This is a genomic window from Pseudomonas sp. NPDC089534 (assembly GCF_044749305.1).
Taxonomy (GTDB): Bacteria; Pseudomonadota; Gammaproteobacteria; order Pseudomonadales; family Pseudomonadaceae; genus Aquipseudomonas; species Aquipseudomonas ekonensis.
The window spans coordinates 31,255-50,419 of record NZ_JBIVHR010000039.1 but is presented as its reverse complement, the minus strand read 5'-3'; the positions used below and the strand labels follow the sequence as shown (position 1 = coordinate 50,419).

Sequence of the window (19,165 nt, the reverse complement as noted above, 5' to 3'; positions counted from 1 at the left end):
GAAACTGACCCTGGGCGGCAGCGTGTACGCCTACCAGAACGACGAAGACAGCCGCAGCAGGTGTTCGAGAACCCGCTTTCGGCGCGCTGCAAACAATTCATGTCCAGCAACCGCTAACGGAGCTACCCGCATGCAGAACTACAAAAAGGTCTTCCTGGCCGCCGCCGTGACCCTGGCCTTCAGCGCCGGCGCCATGGCCGAGACTTTGAAGATGGGCATCGAGGCGGCTTACCCGCCGTTCAACAACAAGGACGCCAGCGGTAACGTGGTCGGCTTCGACAAGGACATCGGCGACGCCCTCTGCGCCAAGATGAAGGTCGAGTGCAGCGTGGTCACCTCCGACTGGGACGGCATCATCCCGGCCCTGAACGCCAAGAAGTTCGACTTCCTGATCTCGTCGATGTCGATCACCGACGAACGCAAGCAGGCGGTGGACTTCACCGATCCGTACTACTCCAACAAGCTGCAGTTCATCGCGCCGAAGGACAAAGAGTTCAAGACCGACAAGGACTCCCTCAAGGGCAAAGTGATCGGCGCCCAGCGCGCGACCCTGGCCGGCACCTTCATGGAAGACAACATGCCGGGCGTCGAGGTCAAGCTGTACGACACCCAGGAAAACGCCTACCTGGACCTGACCTCCGGTCGCCTGGACGGCATCCTCGCCGACAAGTACGTCAACTACGAGTGGCTCAAGAGCGACGCCGGCAAGGCCTACGAATTCAAGGGCGACCCGGTGGAAGAAAGCGACAAGATCGGCATCGCCGTGCGCAAGAACGATCCGATCCGCGAGAAGCTGAACGCCGCGCTGAAGGAAATCGTCGCTGACGGCACCTACAAGAAGATCAACGACAAGTACTTCCCGTTCAGCATCTACTGATCCTGACCGGCCGGATCGGCGCCGCCTGCGAACGGCGCCGGTCCCCGGCCTTGCCTGCCGCGACTTGAAAAGAATTCCATGATTATCGACCTCTACGGATTCGGCCCGGCGCTCGCCGCCGGCGCGCTGATGACCGTCAAACTGGCGCTCTCGGCCCTGTGCCTGGGGCTGGTGCTCGGCCTGCTCGGCGCCTTGGCCAAGACGTCCCCGTACAAGCCCCTGCAATGGCTGGGCAGCACCTACTCGACCTTGGTGCGCGGCGTCCCGGAACTGCTCTGGGTGCTGCTGATCTACTTCGGCACCGTCAACGCCATGCGCGCCCTGGGCGAATACTTCGGCAACCCGGAGCTTGAGCTCAGCGCCTTCGCCGCCGGCGTCATCGCGCTGGGGCTGTGCTTCGGCGCCTACGCCACGGAAGTGTTCCGCGGCGCGATCCTCGCCATCCCCAAGGGCCACCGTGAGGCCGGCGTGGCCCTGGGCCTGTCGAAATGGCGGATCTTCACCAAGCTGATCTTGCCGCAGATGTGGCGCATCGCCCTGCCGGGCCTGGGCAACCTGTTCATGATCCTGATGAAGGACACCGCGCTGGTGTCGGTGATCGGCCTGGAAGAAATCATGCGTCACGCGCAGATCGGCGTGACCGTCTCCAAACAGCCGTTCACCTTCTATATGGTCGCCGCCTTCATGTACCTGGGCCTGACGGTGCTGGCGATGATCGGCATGCACCTGCTGGAAAAACGCGCCGCACGCGGCTTCGCGAGGAGCGCTCAATGAACTGGGACGTCATCATCAAGTGGCTGCCGAAACTGGCCCAGGGCGCGACCCTGACCCTGGAGCTGGTGGCCATCGCCGTGATCGCCGGGCTGCTGCTGGCGATTCCGCTGGGCATCGCCCGCTCGTCGAAGCTGTGGTACGTGCGCGCTTTGCCCTACGCCTACATCTTCTTTTTCCGCGGCACGCCGCTGCTGGTCCAGCTGTTCCTGGTCTACTACGGCCTGGCGCAGTTCGACGTGATCCGCAACAGCTCGATGTGGCCGTACCTGCGCGATCCGTTCTGGTGCGCCACCGCCACCATGACCCTGCACACCGCCGCGTACATCGCCGAGATCCTGCGCGGCGCGATCCAGGCGATCCCGCCGGGCGAGATCGAGGCGGCGCGGGCCCTGGGCATGTCCAAGCCCAAGGCGCTGTTCTACATCATCCTGCCGCGCGCCGCGCGCATCGGCCTGCCGGCCTACAGCAACGAAGTGATCCTGATGCTCAAGGCCAGCGCCCTGGCCAGCACCGTGACCCTGCTGGAACTCACCGGCATGGCCCGCACGATCATCGCCCGCACCTACCTGCCGGTAGAGATCTTCTTCGCCGCCGGCGTGTTCTACCTAGTCATGGCCTACGTGCTGGTCCGCGGCTTCAAGCTGCTGGAACGCTGGCTGCGCGTCGATGCCTGCCAAGGGCGCTGACGCTGCCCACGTGCTGACGGGCGAGGCCCTCCTCGCCCGGTTCACGGCACTGGATGCCTTTCTCACCGCCCATCAGGCGTTGTGGAAACCCCGTCCGTTCACTCATCTGCACCTTCCCTGGGAAACGTCCCACCCGGAACTGGCAACCTGGCTACGCGGCCGGTCGCTGGAGGATGCGGAAAATGCCCACAACCACCCTGCCGATCTGCTGAATGCGCCGGAGCCGTTCGCGTCCCTGGCAGCGTTGTCGCTTGAGCTGAGCGCGGTGGGCGAACTGCCGGGGCATGCGCTGGAGGCCGCGGGCCATCGGCTCAACGTCGATGTGCCGGGGCGCAAGTGGCAGCAGATCGAGGCGTTCGCCAGTCGCTTGTCGTTTGCCTCCAGGCCCGTGCATTGGCTGGACTGGTGTGCCGGCAAAGGGCATTTGGGACGGCGCCTGCTGGGGGCCGAGCAGCAACTCACCTGCGTGGAATACGACCCTTCGTTGGTCGCCAGTGGCCAGGCACTGAGCCAGCGTCATCATCTGCGCGTCTTGCACGTCGAGCAGGACGTTCTGGCCGCCGACGCTGCAACCGTCCTCGACGCCCGCCACACCCCCGTCGCCCTGCACGCCTGCGGCGATCTGCATGTGCGGCTGATGCAACTGGCCAGCGCCGCCGGCTGCAAACACATGGCCATCGCGCCGTGCTGCTACAACCGGATCCGTCTGACCGAGTATCAGGCGTTGTCCTCGCCGGGTCTGCGATCCGTCCTGCAACTGTCGCTGGAAGACCTGGCACTGCCCATGAGCGAAACCGTCACCGCCGGCGCACGCGTCCGCCGCCAGCGCGACACCTCCATGGCCCGGCGCCTGGGGTTCGACCTGTGGCAACGGCAACTGCGCGGCGTCGATTCATACTTGCCCACCCCGTCCCTGCCCTGCGCCTGGCTGGACAAACCCTTCGCCGACTACTGCCGCGACCTCGCTGCGCTCAAAGAGTTATCCACAAGCGGCGAGCCGGACTGGCCGGCCCTGGAAGCGGCGGGATGGCAGCGGTTGGCCGACGTTCGCAACCTGGAACTGCTGCGCGGATTGTTCCGACGGCCGCTGGAGCTTTGGCTGAACCTGGACCGGGCACTTTTCCTCAGCGAGCAGGGTTACACCGTGCGCCTCGGTACCTTCTGCGACACCCCGCTTACGCCCCGCAACTTCCTGCTGCTGGCCGAGCGCGCCTGACGCCACGCAGCCTGTGGATAACTCTGTTGATGGATTCTCCGTGGATCCAATATCCACGCCTGTTTCAGGGGCGAAACAGCACTGGTCATTTTTTGTTCATATGAATAAAAAACCTGTAAAACAGGGATTTGCGACCCAAATGAGAACCCGTCCACAAAACCCCGCGTAAACGCACGTCCCCTCTGGCGCGTTGTGCATAAGCCCCCAATCAAAAGGACATAAACGCCGAATCCCGGACGCCCGGCACAGGCAATTGCACCTGTCCGGCACCCTTGCTATACACAGTCACTCCGTGCCGGCGGCGCACGCACCAACAAGAAAAATCCGACAGTAAGGAGACGACCGTGACGTTCATTTCCTACGCCCAGAACTTCGAAGACATCCGCCTGTGGCGAGCCCTCAAGCTTTTCGAGAACGGCTTCTACATCGACGTCGGCGCCAATGACCCGGTCCACGACTCCGTCACCAAAGCCTTCTACGACCACGGCTGGCAGGGCATCAACGTCGAACCGATGCAGGACTACTGCGACGCCCTGCGCCGGCAACGCCCCCGCGACACGACCCTGCAATGCGTGGCCAGCGACCGGCCCGGCGAACTGACCTTCTACGGCATTGCCGACACCGGCCTCTCCACGGCCGACCCCGCCGTCGCAAAGGCCCGCAAAGACCTCGGCATGAACGTGCAGCCGCTCACCGTCACCGCCCGCACCCTCACGTCGATCTGCGAAGAACACGCCGCCGGCCGGACGATCCACTTCCTGAAGATCGACGTCGAAGGCCACGAAGAAACCGTCCTGCGCGGCATGGACTTCACCCGCTTCCGCCCCATGGTCATCCTCATCGAAACCCCATGGGCACGCGACCACACCTGGGAGCACCTGGTGACCGACGCGGGCTACCAGAACGTGCTGTTCGACGGCCTCAACAGCTACTTCCTGGCCGACGAACACCTGCACCTCAAACCCGCCTTCGACATCCCGCCCTGCAACCTCGACGACTTCCGGCTCTGCAAGGGCCACAAACTCGCCCACCCGCTCAACACCGACCTGGAAACCGCCCTGCAACGCGCCGAACACGCCGAAGCCCAACTGCGCGCCCTGCAGAACAGCCGCACCTGGCGCACTGTACAAAAACTGCGCAACCTCCTGCGCCGGGCCTGATCCGCCGCCCGCGCAAAAATAGTCAGAATTCAGGGGTTTACAGAACCCGCCCAACCGCTATAATCGTCGCCCACACGCCGGTATAGCTCAGTTGGTAGAGCAACTGACTTGTAATCAGTAGGTCCCGGGTTCGATTCCTGGTGCCGGCACCATACAAAACAAAGCCCCTGCAGAAATGCAGGGGCTTTGTTGTTTTTGGGGGGTTGGAAAAATCTTCTGTCGCGGATGGTTGTTGTGTTGACTGTCTATGCCGCTGCTCTCATGTCCGCTCTAGAGTTGCAGCACTGGAAAACAGATCATCTTTTCTCAATGTGATGGATGCTCTTACACATATGGCGCTCGTGCGCCAGATACACCGTACCTCGCTGCCCTGCAGCAACCTATCCGCTTGGCCGAATATTGCGCCAACCTGTGCCCGTCCCTTTCTTCTGAAAAGAGACGGGCACTTCTACCACTGCTGCAGCCCTGTTCGCACATGGCTTTGCGGCAATCCCCCTCGTGACAATCGGCGTGACAAACGCGGATGTCACCAGCAACAGCCATGTAGATGATGTTGCCGCAGACCAAGGAATGGACTGCACCTGACTGACAGTCAGGCAGGCCCCGGTCATCTCATTGCTGCTTTCACCCGGCTCAGGATCTTCAGACGCTGGTTTCGTCAGCCAGTGCTGCCTTCAACCCGCCCACCGGTAACGGTGCTCGGGAGGCCAGATCATGAGATGTCCTTGCTCCCGGTCGTAAGGAGCCGCCAGTCCCGTGTAGAGGACATTCCCCACAGGTCGCAGGGGCCTTGATCCCTGATAACACTCAACATTCTTGGCGGGATGACGTGGGGCGAGGATCGGAGAGCGGAAGATGAGGTGAGCGACATGGGACTGGTGGGTAGACGCGATGGCCGCAATTTCGGCTATGGCAGGCAGTTGAGCTACGCAGGGCCGCAAGCGCTGAAAGACATGTTCGGTGGCGGTCATTACGGCACGGTCAAAGCGCACTGTGATCGCTGGAAGGCATTCGTCAAATGGTGCCGTTCCGAACAGGGGCCCGGTATCAATGATGCGCGGCAGATTGATCGAAAAGTGTTGGCCGACTATGCGGCCTATCTGCGCGACGTGGTTAGGCGCGGCGACCTCGCCGTCAGCACCGCACAAAACCGGCTATCCAGTGTTAACAGGACTATGGCGGCGCTTCGCGGTGAACAGTACGTGACGTTGCCAAGTCCGAGCAAGGCATTGGGTATGCAGCGCACCGGAGTTCGGCAGTTGGTGCCGCAAGGCCAAGACTGCGATCAAATTACGCAGGTCGTCGATGCGTTTTGTAGCCGTGATCAGTTGCGACCCGCAGCGATCATTCTCTTGGCGCGCGCCACCGGCATGCGCTTGCGTGTGGCCATCCTAGCTGACCTGCCACGGCTATGCCAAGAGGCCAAAGACCTCGGCAAGATCAACATTCAGGACGACACCAAAGGCGGTCGCGCCGGCGCTTCGGCGCCACGCTGGATTACAGTGGATCAGCATATTCGCGATGCACTTGGATTTGCGGAGCGGGCTTCGCCAGTAGGTAGCCGAAACCTGATCGTCCCAAACGAAAGCTACGTGGATGTTCTGCAGCAAGTAGTTCGCCCGGCGCGGGACGTCCTGCACACACATGACCTCAAAGGCTTTCATGAACTGCGAGCTGCTTACGCATGTGAGCGCTATGAGCAGATCACCCAGCACCGAGCACCTATCAATGGCGGTCGCTGCTACGAGATAGACAGAAGCCTTGATCGTGATGCCCGAACGCAAATCGGCTATGAGCTGGGGCACGGTCGGATCGATGTAGTCGCTGCCTATATCGGTGGCTGGCATGAGTAAGCCATTCGATATGGAACTGTTCCTGGCAGGGGTGCTGACCGGCTCACACGCGGCGCGGCAACGCCACTAGCGCCAGGCGAAAATCATTCAGGCTGAAATCGCAGCGCGCTGGCAGCGAGAAACGCCCTGGACTTGCCAGAGAAAGCACCTGGCTTGGTTTCTTGAGCACAACCTGAGCCAGCGTAGTGAGGCTACTCGGTATTACTACGTGTTAACCATACGGCTGCTAGCCCTATGCCTACAGAAGACATGAGGTTTCAGTCAATGAGTAAAGCATGAGCTTGCTGGTCATGATCGCTGGGCAATATCCTCTTCAAGCTCCCTCACGGCCTTGCTCACCTTGATCGCAAACAGCCGTTCCACCTGGTCATCGCGAAGCGTGGCAACGTCATCACCAATCCACAGCGCTAACACCTTCCGTTTATCCGCGATGCTGTGATCATCTAGGTTTGGAATGTAGGCGTGATTGCCGGCTCTTCCACGCTTGAGCTCGTAGAAGGTCTTGATCAGCGACTTGAGCTTGATTCTTCCTTCCAGCGAGGAGCGTTTGGTCAAATTGCGTATCGTGTGATTGACCGACCGTAACTGAGCGGTCGATGTGATCTGGGAAAAGTAGGATGCCCAGCCTCGTCGTTTCCCTTCGAAGAAGCATCCGGTGATCCGCAGATTCACTTTCCATTCGCAATACGCGCGGGCGCGCTCCATATCCTTAGGCGACTTAGCGGTTGCGACCTTGTGCCGGTATGCGGTGAAGATATTGGCAATGGACGATTCGAAACGGAGGATGCTTCCTCGTCGGATGATGACATGGCCACCTTCGATCTGGTAACCCAAGAAACTGAACGGGTCGGTCAGGGGGGCGTACTTCGATTTCGAGTCCGGGCCGAAATCGTGCGGGTGCAGCTCCATTCTTTGCAGTTCAGTGATCAGCTCTTTGGCCACTGTCTCGGAATGCCCGGCTGGCGTCAGGAGCAGAATGTCGTCCACGTAGCGCTTGAACCATATCCCTGGCCTGCCATTGAACGCCAGGTCGATCTCCTGCAGTGCGATCTCAGCGAGCAGGTTTGAAATGGCCAGCCCCTGGGGCACACCGATGGTCAAGTTGGGCGTGTCCTTTCTGCCTATTGATTCAGACACAGTCGGCGTGGTGATTGCCGACGTTATCAGGTGCTTGAGCTCAGGCTTGCGAATCTTCTTTCGAATAGCGGCATCGATCAGGGTGTGCGGGATCGAGGGGTAGAAGCTCTTCAGGTCGATTTTGGCATACTCGACATAAGCACCGGATGCGAGCGCAGTTTTCAGATCTTCAATAACAACCTGGGGTAATGACAGCTTGGCCGTCGGGTAGACTTCTGCGAGGCATTCACACAAGGCGCGCAACACGATTCGATCCCGCGCGGTCGGAATTGAGATCTGTCGGGGAAGCGAAGTCGCTCCCTTTAAAATCAGCTTTTCCTTATAGGCAGTGAATCGATACTTCCCCTGCTTAACCTTTTGGACGATCAGTTCAAGCTCATCAGTCAGCCTGGAATCGAGCTTGGACGGGCGAGTGCGATCAAGCCCAATAGCACCGGATTTCTTGATCTTATCCGTGTAGATGCCAAGTAGTTGTTTGCGGGCAAAATACTTCTTGAAGCTACGGGCGGCACTCATTTCCCTACCCAGGTATATGCGGCTGCTGCAAGGGGAAGGGCGTACAGGGCGACGGTGATAACCAGGCGCGCACCGAGCCAGGAAATGGCGTAGCAGCTCTCGAACGCAGTAGGGGTTCGACTGGTCAAGCCTGTCGAAAATACCCGGGCGATTCGGTCATCAATCTCTCTGTGATTCTCTGACTCAGCGAGCAACTCATCATACTGCTGCGCCTGAGTGAGAGTAGGGTCGGTGTTCGGGGCAAGCTCACGGTACAGACCCTGCAACTGCAGGTAGTTTTTGCGCATGGCCATGGCCCGTACCCGGAAATCCCGGTTTGTAACGGCAAGCGAGACGCCCAGGAGCGCAACAGAAAGTACGGTGGCCAGTACGTCGGTGTCAGGGCCGAGGATGTGCTCATAGCGGATGGCCAGGACACCCAGAACGGTGCTGAGAATCGCGTACCAGATCAGAAGAATCTGTGAATGAAAGTCCAACCACTCCAGGCGATTATGGGCCTGAATACGAGCTTTGTAGGTGAACCAAACACTGTCCTTCACAGATACTTCTCCATCGAATTTGGGAGAAGAGGCAAGCGGGTTTGAGTCATCTTTGAACATCCCCGAGGGGATCGGTGGGCATAAGCCCAACAGCAGAAGCTGTTAATTATCAGAGCCGCCCTCGAATGAACGAGAGGAGGTACCTGCCTCTTCAGCGCTGATCTTACAATGCCATCACACGCCAGGGAAGGTACGTTTTGGCAGACGCTCAGGTTGATGGCAAAGGGGTATAGGCCAAGGCAGCGTTGGCGACACTAGGTGGTGAGAGGACGTCAACGATCAATATGATGGCATTTGGCGACTACGGCGGTGAGTGCTGGTAGCATATATCGTAATCTTGAAATTTACTGTACTTATATACAGTAATGGAATAACAGTTATGTGCTCTTACCAACGCCGGGCCAGTGCCTGGCGTTGATTCGCTGTTGTGCATCCCAAAGGCATGGGCATGCTCGATTTGCTGGGCGAGTCGTTGGTCAGGGAGTCATGCCCAACTTGGAATGTGTATGGATACGACGCAACCACCAAATACGGCGCTACCCGGCGACGCTCCTTTGCCGTTCGATGCGACCCTCCTGTTCAAAGCGCTCCAGTATCAGTTGCTCGTAGCCGTGGAGTACTGCTACGACCTGGCACCTGATGAGTGCCTGTGGCTTGAAGTCATGGGTGATGTCACGGTACCCGGCAAAGCCCAGACCGAGGTCAAGCTTTACTCCAATAGCTTAACGGACAGCCATCCCAATTTCTGGAACACCGTAAAAAACTGGCTCCATGAGAACTTCGACCGCACTTCGTTCAAGAGTCTAGTGTTGCTGACCACCCAAGAGTTCGGAGCGCAAGCGCTACTCAAGGGTTGGAACACGGCCACACCTGCAGCGCGACTGTCGATTATGGAGACCATCGCTGGGTCATCCTACGCTGGGGTGGATCAGCAATCGAAGCAGGAATCTGAAGATGTGGAGGGGGGCGCCAAATCTTCCAAGGCCAGGAAACTTCAGCAGCATGTGATGGCCCCCGAACGACGCAACGCGTTGATGGAAGTGCTGGAACGGATGCACATCACTACCGGCGCTGAGTCGCTGGAGCAGCGCCTGCAGAGCTACCAGACCCGGCATCTCAAGCCGATTCGTCCGTCTAAATGCCAGCAATTCATCGAAGATCTGTTGGGCTTCATGAGCAGCCCTCAACTGGTGATTAGCGGTTGGAAAATCACCCATCAGGCTTTCACTGACAAATTGTCTGAGCTCACGCATCAGTACATGAAGCACCCCAAAACCTTCCCAAAAGTGGACTTGGCGGCGCTCAAGAAAGCTATCGACGTCGAAGAGATTCGACCCATGCCATTTGCTCAGAAAATTGTTGAGATCGGGGGCGAGCATCACCTGAAGCGCGCGGCTCTACATCGAGTGGTCGCCCAGAACACGATCTCCGATCTGTATACAGATGGCGTGCTCTTCAAACCGATGCTCGATGGCTACCTCGGGAACCATCTCACGCTGCACCAGTATGGTCGCGAGCTCGCGATGCTGGGCTGCATAGGCATTACCTGCCCAACGGAGTTAAGCACCCGATCCATGGTGTTCTTCATTGAGCGCAATGGGCTGCCTGTAGAGCCTTTCTGTGGCTTGGAACACACCATGCCCGAGTTCCGCAATGGTATTTATCACATGCTCGCAGGGGAGAAACCTGAGGATGAAGATGACGAGTTCCACTGGAGACTATGGTGATGACCACTCAAGTCTCTGACCACCTGTACACCTTGCACAGGACACCCTTTGCGTTGGCCCCTTTGATCCAGAGCTTTTACCAGGACTGGGAGCCCGTGGAGAAGGATGTGTTGCTTAGTTACCTGATCCTGCCGCTCGTTACCTACAAGCCGATGCACAAGTTCTTGAACAGAGCACGGCGTGACAGCTCTGTGCGGACGATGGCATCAGACGCTGAGAGGCTCATCGGCCTGGCCATGCGTGTTGAGGAATTTAAGCCAATCACCAACGCCGCGCTGCTGATCCTGGCTGCAGAGAAAAGCCTTGAGATCACGCCTGACCTCTCCGTGAGAGCGCTCCAGAAACCGCAGTCGGGCAATGCGGACAAGTCTTTGCTGAAATACAGCCAGAAGCTGGCGATGGTGCTGACTGGTGAAAACGTAGTTTCTATTTACAGGATGTTAGGGCTCAAATCGCTATGAAGTGTTATGTAGAGTACATCGGTGTGGTGGACAAAGATGATGGCGTCCACCACGTTCCCTTCAAGCCCGGGCTCAACATCATCACGGGTAAATCCTCCAAGGGTAAGAGCGCGATACTCGACATCTTCGATTACTGCCTGGGGAGCTCGGAAGACACGATTCCCGAAGGCATCATCACGGATCGTGCGAAGCTATTCTTTGCCGTACTTCGATTTCCAACCATCGCAGTCGTCACAGGCCGAGAAGCGTCCGGCAACCGTTGTTTCCTGCGTGAGGTTTCGGGGCCACAGGTGGAAAATGTCCTGGAGCTGATCCAGGACAATGTAAAGGAATTCTTCGCTCCAAACTTTTTCCAGTACAAAAGCGAATTCCTCAAGAGCATTGGGCGATTCTTCGGCGTTACGTTGGAGAACATCGACACGGATCCGCTGCAGAAGGAAATGACTGGAAAGTGGAGCGCTACCCCTTCGATTCGCAGCTTCCCATCGTTCATGCTGCAGCATCAAAACCTGGTAGCTAACCGGCACGCAGTATTTTACCGCTTCGAGGAGAAGCGCAAGCGTGATCAGGCCATCGATCAGTTCAAAATTTTCATGGACATCGTAGGTGAAGACTACTTCGATCTCGCCAAGTTACGTACCGAGGCCATGTACGAGCTCAAGCGCGCCCAGGCTCAAATTCCAAAGCAGGAAAAGATCAAGGACGACTACCTGACCGAGTTTTCGAATCTGCTGAAGGAGTACGAGGCGTTCGCGGGCCAGCCACTGACCGAACTGACGCCCGACGAAATCTGGACGAGGCCAAAGCCCGCGTTGGAGCGTCTCACGGGTATCTCCGTTAGGGTGGACGGTCTGTCCAGTGCATTTGAAACCCGTAGGGCTGAGCTGCGCGAACAGAAAGCGGAGTTGATGTCCACCATCCAGAAAGCGCTCAACACTCGCTATCTGCTGAAGGTTTCTGCCGAACAGGCGTCAGGGTTTGCAACATCCGTGACAGCGCTGCCCATCCCGAAAGCCGTGAATCTGGAAAATGCGGTCTGTCCGGTCTGCGCATCGCAATCAGATGTGGCAGAGGATGAAGCCAACAAGCTATCGGCAGCGATCCACTGGCTTAACGACGAACTCAAGGTCTCCACCTACGCGCGCGAAGGCTTCGGCGAGGAACGTCGAACCATCGACGCGGATCTCAAAAAGCATCGCGCGGCGCTGGCTCTTGTAGAGCAAGCTCTGAAACCGCTAGATGACGAGGCAGATCGACTGGAGCGATCTAAGTCCGTCGATGGCGGCGCTCAAAAAGCCAAGCTCAAGCTGGAGCTTGCCATCGAGAAGTGTCTCGCGAACCCTCCTTCAGAAATCAAGGGTATGGTCGAGTTCTGGGAGAAGGAAGTCGAAAAACTCGATGGACAGATGGCCCAGTACAACGTGGAGTCGAAGCTCTGGGCGGTGCAGAATGGCATCAACAAGAAGATGAAAGCCTTGGGTAAAGACTTCGATTTCGAAGATACGTACAAGAGCGGGTCATTGAAATTCGATGTCGAGACGTTCGACCTTTGGCATGAACGGCCGATTGAGGGCGGACGAGTGAAGAAGGTATTTTTGCGCAGTATGGGCAGCGGTGCGAACTGGCTCTACTCGCACCTGACCCTATTCTTGTCCTTGCATTATCAGTTCGCGGCGCATCCGAAATGCAAGGTGCCGCCGATTCTGTTCCTCGACCAGCCCACCCAGGTTTATTTTCCTTCTACAGATGATGCGGATGCCTTCAAAGCAGGTGAATTGCGCGGTGACAGGCAGACAACGAAGACAGTGGATGAGGACGTAGACTCCGTCTCAAAAATGTTCACCAACCTCGCCAGGTTCTGCGATGTAACATTCAAAGAAACAGGCGTCATGCCGCAGATCATCGTGTGCGACCATGCCGATAAACTGCCGCTTCAGGACGATTACATCTTTGAGAATTTCGTGCGTGCTCGGTGGAGAACGCATGGACTGATCGCGGAATAACTTGAGGTGTGCCAAGGGAGATAACCTCCCTTGGCAGGTAGGTGGTCAGGACCGAGAAGGGGACAGATTTATTTTTCGGGCTCGCCGTCCGCTTTGTGCAGCAGTTTCCATAGTGTAGCCATCGCCGCCCAAACAAGGTAGGCCATAACTCTGTTATTGGATCCTGGGTCGACACTGAGCTCGCCGAAGAGCCACCACCGTTTTCTGTTGCTCATCCGTTGAAATACAACTCAAGTTACATTTTGGGATAGCAATCCAAATACGGTTAGAAATAGCCGAAAATCAGGTGCACTGACCGATTCGATCAATGCCCGGAAAAAGGATATTCGAAGGGATAATACGATTTAAATAATCAAGAAAAATTATAATAATCATATAGATATAGATCAGTTCGACTCCTGATTCCCAGCAGAGACACAGAAGCTTTGTTGTTTGTAGATGTCTACATCTCCGATCATTGGCAACCGCGTCGCTAGATTCCAATCGGAATGTCAAAAGACGACTGTAAATCCCGCAATGCTTCGGGGTGCTGACTAGCGACACGCAGCAAGGTCTTTGCTGTAGCCGTTGGCTACCTATGGCCCTGCTCCCAATCTTGCAATATCCGCAAACTCACTCCGATCAGTTTGGCAACCGCGCTCTGCGATAAGCCCACCTTCCCGTGCCCCAGCGACCACCGTTAGCGGCACCTCAGTGACACCCGCAGCCCTCGCCGCCTTCATCTCACGTACAGAATCCAACAGGTCTTGCTGAAACTGCTCCAATTCATCCGTCATTCCCGCCCCTCTCCTGCAATCATTCCGCGACCCAACCTTCCAGATCTATCCCCGAAGATATCACCCCACCACCATTTAGCCACGATTGCACTCCCACCGCCCCCAAGCTACCGTCAACCCCGTCGCTGCCAATCCAGCGACCGGGCCTGAGAACCCGAGTAAGATACAGGCGCACCAGCGCCCCCAACCCACGTTTGCCGGCGCTTTTTTGTGCCCGTATTTCCGTGCAATGGCGGCTGTGCGTGGGAGACCTTCGGGGTCTGCCGGGTTCCTGTATCTCCGGTTTCTCAGCCTGCGCATAGCTGCCACCCTTTTCGCCTGAGAACGAAATAGGCAGCCCTCATTTGATACAGGGAGTTTCACAAATGAATGCCATCGATCCGTCCAAGTTCAAAACATCGGTCATCTCCCTCCACCGCGCAGCGAACGGCAGGTGAAGCCCAATGACCCACCCTCAAGACCTGAAAACCCTCGGCCTCACCCACTTTTCCTTCCATTCGAACCACGCGCTGTTCCGCACCAACGCCGGCGTCCCGGTCACTACCGCCCTCTCCCACGCCTCGCAGCTTCTCCACATATCCCGATTGTTGATTGCGGACACCTCCGCCGCGCGTGATCCCGACCTGCGCACCTGCGCCTCACAGTATTTGCAGGAGTTGAGCAAGGCCTTGATCGATGACGCGGTGAAAGTCCTGGATTCGCCGAAGCCAAAACCCTGAACCGCGTCCAAAAAAAAGGCCCTCGCATCTCTGCGAGGGCTTTGTGTTTCAACCGCACTCAGTGCCCGGCGCTCTGCCCGCCGTCCACATGCAGAATCTCGCCGGTGACGAACCCCGCGTTGTCGAGATAGACCACCGCCTGCGCGATGTCTTCAACTTCGCCCATGTGCCCGACCGGGTGCAGGCTGCCCAGCGCCGCGTGGGTTTCTTCGCCGTGCATCGGGGTTTTGATGATGCCTGGCGACACGGCGTTCACGCGGATTCCGCGTTTGGCGTATTCGATGGCCAGGGATTTGGTCGCGGCGTTGAGGCCGCCCTTGGTCAGTGAGGCGAGGACCGAAGGGACGCCGTCGATAGCGTGGTCGACGAGGCTGGTGGTGATGTTGACCACGTGGCCCTTGCCCTGTTTTTCCATTTCGGCGATGGCCAGTTGGGTGATGTAGAAGAAGCCGTTGAGGTTGACCGACAGCACCGCCGCGTAGTCTTCCGGGGTGTAGGCGGTGAACGGTTTGGCGACGAAGATGCCGGCGTTGTTGACCAGGGTGTCGATGCGGCCGAAGCGGGCCACGCCTTCGCTGATCACGCGCTGGGCGGTGGCGGGGTCGCCGATGTCGCCGGCGATGGTCAGGATCTGCGGGTCGTTCGACGGTTTGATCGAGCGCGAGGTGGCGACGATGTTGTAGCCCAGTTCGCGGAAGGTCTTGACCATGCCTTCGCCCAGACCTTGGGATGCACCGGTGATGACGACGGTTTTTTTCGAGCTGCTCATGATGGATTCCTCAATGATAAAGACGGTGTTCAATCAGGCCTTGGCCAGTTGTTTAAGCATCTGTTCGTAGTACTCGACCGATTGCGAACCGGACACCAGGTGCGTGCCGTTCAGAATCAGCGCCGGCACCGAATTGATGCCGTGTTGCCGGTAGAACATTTCGAGCTGGCGCACTTCGCTGGCGAACTCGTCGTTGGCCAGCACCTTGCGGGCCCGGGCTGCATCCAGTCCCGCTTCGGCGGCCAGGCCCACCAGGGTCGGCCGGTCGCTCGGGTTGGCGCCGTCGCGGAAGTAGGCGCGCAGCAGGATCTTCTTCAGCGCGATCTGCCGCCCTTCCTGCGCCGCCCACATCAGCAGGCGGTGGGCGTCGAAGGTGTTGTAGAAGTGCGTGCGCTTCTTCAGGTCGAACTCGAAGCCGATGGCCTGGCCGCGTTCGATCTGCATCCGCTTGCCGGCGGCGATGTCGGCGGCGCTGCGTCCGTACTTGCGCATCAGGTGCTGCTCCGCCGGTTCGCCTTCGGCCGGCATGTCCGGGTTCAGTTCGAAGGGCTTGTAGGTCAGCTCCACCGACACTTCGCCGGCCAGGTTGGCGATGGCCTGCTCCAGCGCCGTCGCCCCGAGTGCGCACCAGGGGCACACCACGTCGGAGACGAAATCGATGGTCACGGTCGGGGTCATGACTGGCCCCGTTCCGCCAGCTGTCGGCGGTACTCGGTGGTGGTGATGCCGGCGTAGCCCCAGTTATCGGTGTCGACTTCTTCGATCACGATGTGGGTCAGATCCGGGCGTTTGTTGAGGACGCGTTCCAGGGTTTCCGTGATTTCGGCGATCACCTGGGCTTTCTGTTCGGCGGTGACGCCGTCGCGGGTGATGCGGACGCTGACGAATGGCATGACGACTCTCCCAGTGACCTGGCCTCGGGATGGGGTCAGGTGTTGGAGCTCAATTTAGGCGTGCGGCGGGAGGGGAAAAAGTAGGGGTGGGGTACTTCATTTGTGAGGTGGTGTAATCAATTCGGTGCAAACCGCCAAGCCTTATTCATGCCGCTACTTAGTGCGTGTTCGTCGGCCCTGCTTTCTTTGCCCTCCATCCATGGAGTCGAAACGTCGACCTATCTCTCTAGCTTCCCGTATGGCCCGGGCGGCTTTCGGGGAAGGTTTTCGCGTTTCGAACGGTAGGTTCTGAGTCGTAACGACTTTAATGAGAAACAAACGAACTGCATCTGCGAGGGTAAGCCCGTGAGCGTCCAAAACCTTGCTGGCTTCTGCCTCCAAATCCTTATCGATACTGCTTCGCGAATCGGCGAATCTCAACTGAACATCCAAGGCAATCACCTGTATCTGCCATTTACTGGTACGAACAAAACCTATTAGAGATGCTGACAGAGACCGACGCCATCAGCGCAGTTGCAGCTTCCCATAGGAATTTTCCGTAATGATCGCAAGTAAAGGAGAATCTCTCCTCTCATCTCCTTCTCTCAGAATTACCACTCTCCCATGACTGATTCGGGTACTTTTTTGACCCCAATCACCCCCACGTCATCAAAAAACCCGATCCTCTGTCAGCCTCCAGCCATCGGCGGGGACATCAATTCGCTACTAATTGCGCGACAACTATGCTCAGGTACAGGAATATAGCCGGCAGATGGCGCCGGACCGGCAGCAACGTACACAACAATACCCAGCCCACATCAGAGGGCATTACCCATGGATAGCAGAACCTTACGCAACCTCATGCGCATCGTGCAGACCGGCTCGTTGTCGGCCGCAGCCGAGCACTCGTGCCTGACCGTGCAGGCGTTGGCCGCACAGTTGAACAAGGTCGAAGAACAGTTCGGTTTCCGCTTGTTTCGCCGTTCCAACAAAGGGCTGACGCTGACGCCGCAGGGCACTGAACTGACGCCCTACATGGACCGGGTGCTGATCGCCACGCGCCAGATGGAAGAGAAAGTCGAAACGCTGAAGGCGCCGGGACAGCGCACCCTGAAGGTGGCGCTGAACACCACGCTGGCGCCGGACTTCAACCGGCGGATGATCGGGCGCCTGATCGAGGTGTTCCCCGATTACCAGATGGAGTTCAGCTACGCCGAGTCGATGGAGAACCTCAGCAAGCTGAAGAACGAGGACTTCGACCTCGCGGTGCTGATCGGCCCGCAGCGGCCGGGCCTGCCGAGCCTTGTCCTGCCGGAGGTGCAGGTGCAGGTGGTCGGTGCCCATTGCGGGCAGGAGAACGATCCGCTGACGTTGCTGGGCAACAAGTTTCAGGTGCGTCCCGCAGAGGATTGTCCGTATTCCCACAGCTTTTTGCGTTTTCTCGACGCGGGGCTGGGCAATCACGAGAACGGTCAGCGCATGATCTATTCGTGCAGCGAAACCCTGACCCTGTCGCTGATCACCCAAATGGACGGCGTCGGCATGGTCTCGCGCGAGGCCGCGCAGAAGAACGGCCTGACGATTTTCCCCGGGTTCGAGGATTTCCTCGAAGTGCGCCTGGCGGTGAACAACCCGGACCTGTCCGGCCAGGCGCTGAACGACGTGGTCGATCTGCCGCTACATGAACGAGCCGAGCGCAATGTACGCAGCCGTCCCAACCGCCACACTGAGAAAGAGGTTTTTGCTGAAATACGCACATAACAACGTCGGAATCGCGGCATAGAATTCCGGGCGGTCGAGCTGTATGCGCTGGTCCTTGATCAACAAGGGAGTCAGGCTGATCGCAGCGACGATCGCCACCGGCAGGTATTCCAGCGCCCGCGCCACGAAGGGTGGCCAGTGCTCGGTATTGACCTGCAGCGGCAGGGCCCGCGGCAGGAAGGTCACGGCCATCATCAGCGCCACCACCAGCATCAGGAACGTTTGGTCAGGCATACACCCACCCCGCAGCCCACGAACGTGGCGATGAAAACGTTGAACGGCGAAGTGCCCACCAGGCTCAGTGCGCCCATGCACAGCACGGCGGCCAGGGCGGCGACGAGTTTTTTCCGGGTGTTGCACAGCGAGACCAGCACGTAGAGCATCATCGCAGTCAGGGCGTAGTCGAGCTGGTACTTGATCAGGTGCGCCGCGTACTGCGCGCAGACCGCCCCGAGCAGCCCGCCGAGCACCCATGAGGTGTGGCAGAACAGGTTGAAACCAATCAGGTAACGCACGTTCACCGGTGCGCCGTTGCCCAGCTTCACGCTGTGGAAGGCGAACGATTCGTCGGTCAGCCCGCCGGCGTAGCACCAGCGCTCCATGCGGCTCAGGCCCAGCGCGCGCAGGGCCTTGGCCATGTACACCGACATCAGCATGTGCCGCGCGTTGATCAGGAAAGTGGTCAGCACGATGGTGGTCAGCGACGCCCCGCTGCTGATCAGCGCCAGCGCCGCGAACTGCGAAGCCCCGGCATACACGAACAGGCACATCGCCACCGGCAGCCACAGCGGCAGCCCGGCGTTGACCGCCATCAGCCCGAACACGAACGACACCGTGAAGTAGCCGGCCACCACCGGGCTGGCTTCGGCGAACGTGCGCGACGGCTGACGGTCGGCCATCAGCGGCGCACTGCCGGACGTTTCATTCATAGATCCCTCTCGTAAGTCCGTTCGCCGTGAGGTTCGCAAAAACCCTGGGCCGTCCAAAAACGCTTGCCCGCGAGGTTAGCATCGTCGACGAACAGAAACATCCGCAGCACGCCGACACGCTTCATGTCGGACGACGCCGCCTCCACCAGCCGCTGGCCGACGCCCTGGCTGCGGTAGCGCAGGCTGACCGCCAGGTGGTTGATGGTGCCGCGGCTGCCGAGCATGCCGCCGAGCACCGCGCCGACGATCTCGCCTTCGACGTCGAAGGCGAGGTACGCCGTGGTGGTCTTCTGGATCAGCACGCCGCGCAGGCACTTGGCGTCCTGCCATTCGCAGAAGGACACTTCGTCGAACTGGCGGAAGAAGCGCTCCATGCGCTGCGCATCCTTG

Annotated in this window: 20 protein-coding genes, 1 tRNA gene and 2 pseudogenes; 13 read left to right on the top strand and 10 right to left on the bottom strand. The window is 58.7% G+C overall.

Translation table 11 applies throughout. The annotated features are described in order from the left end of the window. Positions 1 to 130: 130 nt before the first annotated feature. The 8 genes and pseudogenes from ACIP0B_RS14325 (at position 131) to ACIP0B_RS14290 (ending at position 6,819) form a co-directional block, all read left to right on the top strand. Positions 131 to 877 carry an ABC transporter substrate-binding protein gene (locus tag ACIP0B_RS14325; protein ID WP_085581872.1) on the top strand — a complete coding sequence of 249 codons (747 nt, stop codon included), beginning with the start codon at positions 131 to 133 and terminating at the stop codon, positions 875 to 877. Between the two features lie 78 nt (positions 878 to 955). After that, positions 956 to 1,651, top strand: a complete 696-nt coding sequence (locus ACIP0B_RS14320) for an ABC transporter permease (RefSeq protein ID WP_400832861.1) — start codon at positions 956 to 958, stop codon at positions 1,649 to 1,651. Next, positions 1,648 to 2,337: an ABC transporter permease gene (locus tag ACIP0B_RS14315; protein ID WP_085581876.1), complete on the top strand. Its 690-nt coding sequence runs from the start codon at positions 1,648 to 1,650 to the stop codon at positions 2,335 to 2,337. Before ACIP0B_RS14320 ends, ACIP0B_RS14315 begins: the two co-directional genes overlap by 4 nt. Continuing rightward, the gene (locus ACIP0B_RS14310; protein ID WP_400832858.1) at positions 2,318 to 3,553 is read left to right on the top strand and encodes a methyltransferase; all 1,236 of its coding nucleotides are present in this window, start codon (positions 2,318 to 2,320) and stop codon (positions 3,551 to 3,553) included. Before ACIP0B_RS14315 ends, ACIP0B_RS14310 begins: the two co-directional genes overlap by 20 nt. Positions 3,554 to 3,897: 344 nt before the next feature. Further along, on the top strand, positions 3,898 to 4,713 hold the full coding sequence (locus tag ACIP0B_RS14305; RefSeq protein ID WP_400832856.1) for an FkbM family methyltransferase: 816 nt from the start codon (positions 3,898 to 3,900) through the stop codon (positions 4,711 to 4,713). A gap of 76 nt (positions 4,714 to 4,789) precedes the next feature. Continuing rightward, positions 4,790 to 4,865: transfer RNA gene (locus ACIP0B_RS14300), tRNA-Thr, on the top strand. Between the two features lie 717 nt (positions 4,866 to 5,582). Further along, positions 5,583 to 6,566 (top strand): integrase, encoded by a 984-nt coding sequence (locus tag ACIP0B_RS14295; RefSeq protein WP_400832864.1) that lies wholly within the window; start codon positions 5,583 to 5,585, stop codon positions 6,564 to 6,566. Further along, positions 6,559 to 6,819, top strand: a pseudogene (locus tag ACIP0B_RS14290) (hypothetical protein). Before ACIP0B_RS14295 ends, ACIP0B_RS14290 begins: the two are co-directional and overlap by 8 nt. A 35-nt stretch (positions 6,820 to 6,854) precedes the next feature. Here the strand turns inward: ACIP0B_RS14290 and ACIP0B_RS14285 are convergent. Together ACIP0B_RS14285 and ACIP0B_RS14280 are read right to left on the bottom strand one after the other, a co-directional pair. After that, positions 6,855 to 8,219, bottom strand: coding sequence for a reverse transcriptase domain-containing protein (locus ACIP0B_RS14285; protein WP_400832855.1), 1,365 nt, complete (start codon positions 8,217 to 8,219; stop codon positions 6,855 to 6,857). Continuing rightward, the gene (locus ACIP0B_RS14280) at positions 8,216 to 8,818 is read right to left on the bottom strand and encodes an SLATT domain-containing protein (RefSeq protein WP_400832852.1); all 603 of its coding nucleotides are present in this window, start codon (positions 8,816 to 8,818) and stop codon (positions 8,216 to 8,218) included. Before ACIP0B_RS14280 ends, ACIP0B_RS14285 begins: the two co-directional genes overlap by 4 nt. 446 nt (positions 8,819 to 9,264) lie before the next feature. Between ACIP0B_RS14280 and ACIP0B_RS14275 the strand changes: the two genes are divergently transcribed. From ACIP0B_RS14275 to ACIP0B_RS14265, 3 genes are read left to right on the top strand one after another with little or no spacing between them, the layout of a single operon-like run. Next, complete coding sequence (locus ACIP0B_RS14275) at positions 9,265 to 10,485, top strand: hypothetical protein (RefSeq protein ID WP_400832850.1); 1,221 nt, start codon at positions 9,265 to 9,267, stop codon at positions 10,483 to 10,485. Beyond that, complete coding sequence (locus ACIP0B_RS14270; protein ID WP_400832847.1) at positions 10,485 to 10,946, top strand: three component ABC system middle component; 462 nt, start codon at positions 10,485 to 10,487, stop codon at positions 10,944 to 10,946. Before ACIP0B_RS14275 ends, ACIP0B_RS14270 begins: the two co-directional genes overlap by 1 nt. Then, a complete protein-coding gene (locus ACIP0B_RS14265; protein WP_400832845.1) occupies positions 10,943 to 12,949 on the top strand; it encodes a DUF3732 domain-containing protein in 2,007 nt (668 codons plus the stop codon). Before ACIP0B_RS14270 ends, ACIP0B_RS14265 begins: the two co-directional genes overlap by 4 nt. 472 nt (positions 12,950 to 13,421) lie before the next feature. Here ACIP0B_RS14265 and ACIP0B_RS14260 read toward each other — a convergent pair. Beyond that, a pseudogene (locus tag ACIP0B_RS14260) lies at positions 13,422 to 13,725 on the bottom strand (helix-turn-helix domain-containing protein). A 443-nt stretch (positions 13,726 to 14,168) separates the two neighbouring features. Here ACIP0B_RS14260 and ACIP0B_RS14255 point away from each other — a divergent pair. Continuing rightward, on the top strand, positions 14,169 to 14,444 hold the full coding sequence (locus tag ACIP0B_RS14255; RefSeq protein WP_085639411.1) for a DUF3077 domain-containing protein: 276 nt from the start codon (positions 14,169 to 14,171) through the stop codon (positions 14,442 to 14,444). Between the two features lie 58 nt (positions 14,445 to 14,502). Here ACIP0B_RS14255 and ACIP0B_RS14250 read toward each other — a convergent pair whose 3' ends face one another. From ACIP0B_RS14250 to ACIP0B_RS14235, 4 genes are all read right to left on the bottom strand, one after another. Further along, entirely contained in the window at positions 14,503 to 15,213 is a 711-nt protein-coding gene (locus tag ACIP0B_RS14250; protein WP_400832843.1) for an SDR family NAD(P)-dependent oxidoreductase, read from the bottom strand. 33 nt (positions 15,214 to 15,246) lie between these two features. Next, the gene (locus tag ACIP0B_RS14245) at positions 15,247 to 15,891 is read right to left on the bottom strand and encodes a DsbA family oxidoreductase (RefSeq protein WP_400832841.1); all 645 of its coding nucleotides are present in this window, start codon (positions 15,889 to 15,891) and stop codon (positions 15,247 to 15,249) included. After that, entirely contained in the window at positions 15,888 to 16,106 is a 219-nt protein-coding gene (locus ACIP0B_RS14240; protein WP_085581897.1) for a 4-oxalocrotonate tautomerase family protein, read from the bottom strand. The genes ACIP0B_RS14245 and ACIP0B_RS14240 overlap by 4 nt, the downstream gene beginning before the upstream one ends. Before the next feature lie 153 nt (positions 16,107 to 16,259). Further along, positions 16,260 to 16,547, bottom strand: a complete 288-nt coding sequence (locus tag ACIP0B_RS14235) for a type II toxin-antitoxin system RelB/DinJ family antitoxin (protein WP_400832838.1) — start codon at positions 16,545 to 16,547, stop codon at positions 16,260 to 16,262. A 372-nt stretch (positions 16,548 to 16,919) separates the two neighbouring features. On the opposite strand from ACIP0B_RS14235, the gene ACIP0B_RS14230 reads away from it, so the two are divergent. Next, entirely contained in the window at positions 16,920 to 17,846 is a 927-nt protein-coding gene (locus tag ACIP0B_RS14230) for a LysR family transcriptional regulator (RefSeq protein ID WP_400832836.1), read from the top strand. On the opposite strand, the gene ACIP0B_RS14225 is transcribed toward ACIP0B_RS14230, so the two are convergent. From ACIP0B_RS14225 to ACIP0B_RS14215, 3 genes are read right to left on the bottom strand one after another with little or no spacing between them, the layout of a single operon-like run. After that, positions 17,763 to 18,080: an AzlD domain-containing protein gene (locus ACIP0B_RS14225; protein ID WP_085581901.1), complete on the bottom strand. Its 318-nt coding sequence runs from the start codon at positions 18,078 to 18,080 to the stop codon at positions 17,763 to 17,765. The two genes, ACIP0B_RS14230 and ACIP0B_RS14225, sit on opposite strands and share 84 nt — an antisense overlap. Then, on the bottom strand, positions 18,059 to 18,775 hold the full coding sequence (locus ACIP0B_RS14220; RefSeq protein WP_085581903.1) for an AzlC family ABC transporter permease: 717 nt from the start codon (positions 18,773 to 18,775) through the stop codon (positions 18,059 to 18,061). The genes ACIP0B_RS14225 and ACIP0B_RS14220 overlap by 22 nt, the downstream gene beginning before the upstream one ends. Further along, positions 18,772 to 19,149 carry a GNAT family N-acetyltransferase gene (locus ACIP0B_RS14215; protein ID WP_085582221.1) on the bottom strand — a complete coding sequence of 126 codons (378 nt, stop codon included), beginning with the start codon at positions 19,147 to 19,149 and terminating at the stop codon, positions 18,772 to 18,774. Before ACIP0B_RS14215 ends, ACIP0B_RS14220 begins: the two co-directional genes overlap by 4 nt. Positions 19,150 to 19,165 lie beyond the last annotated feature (16 nt).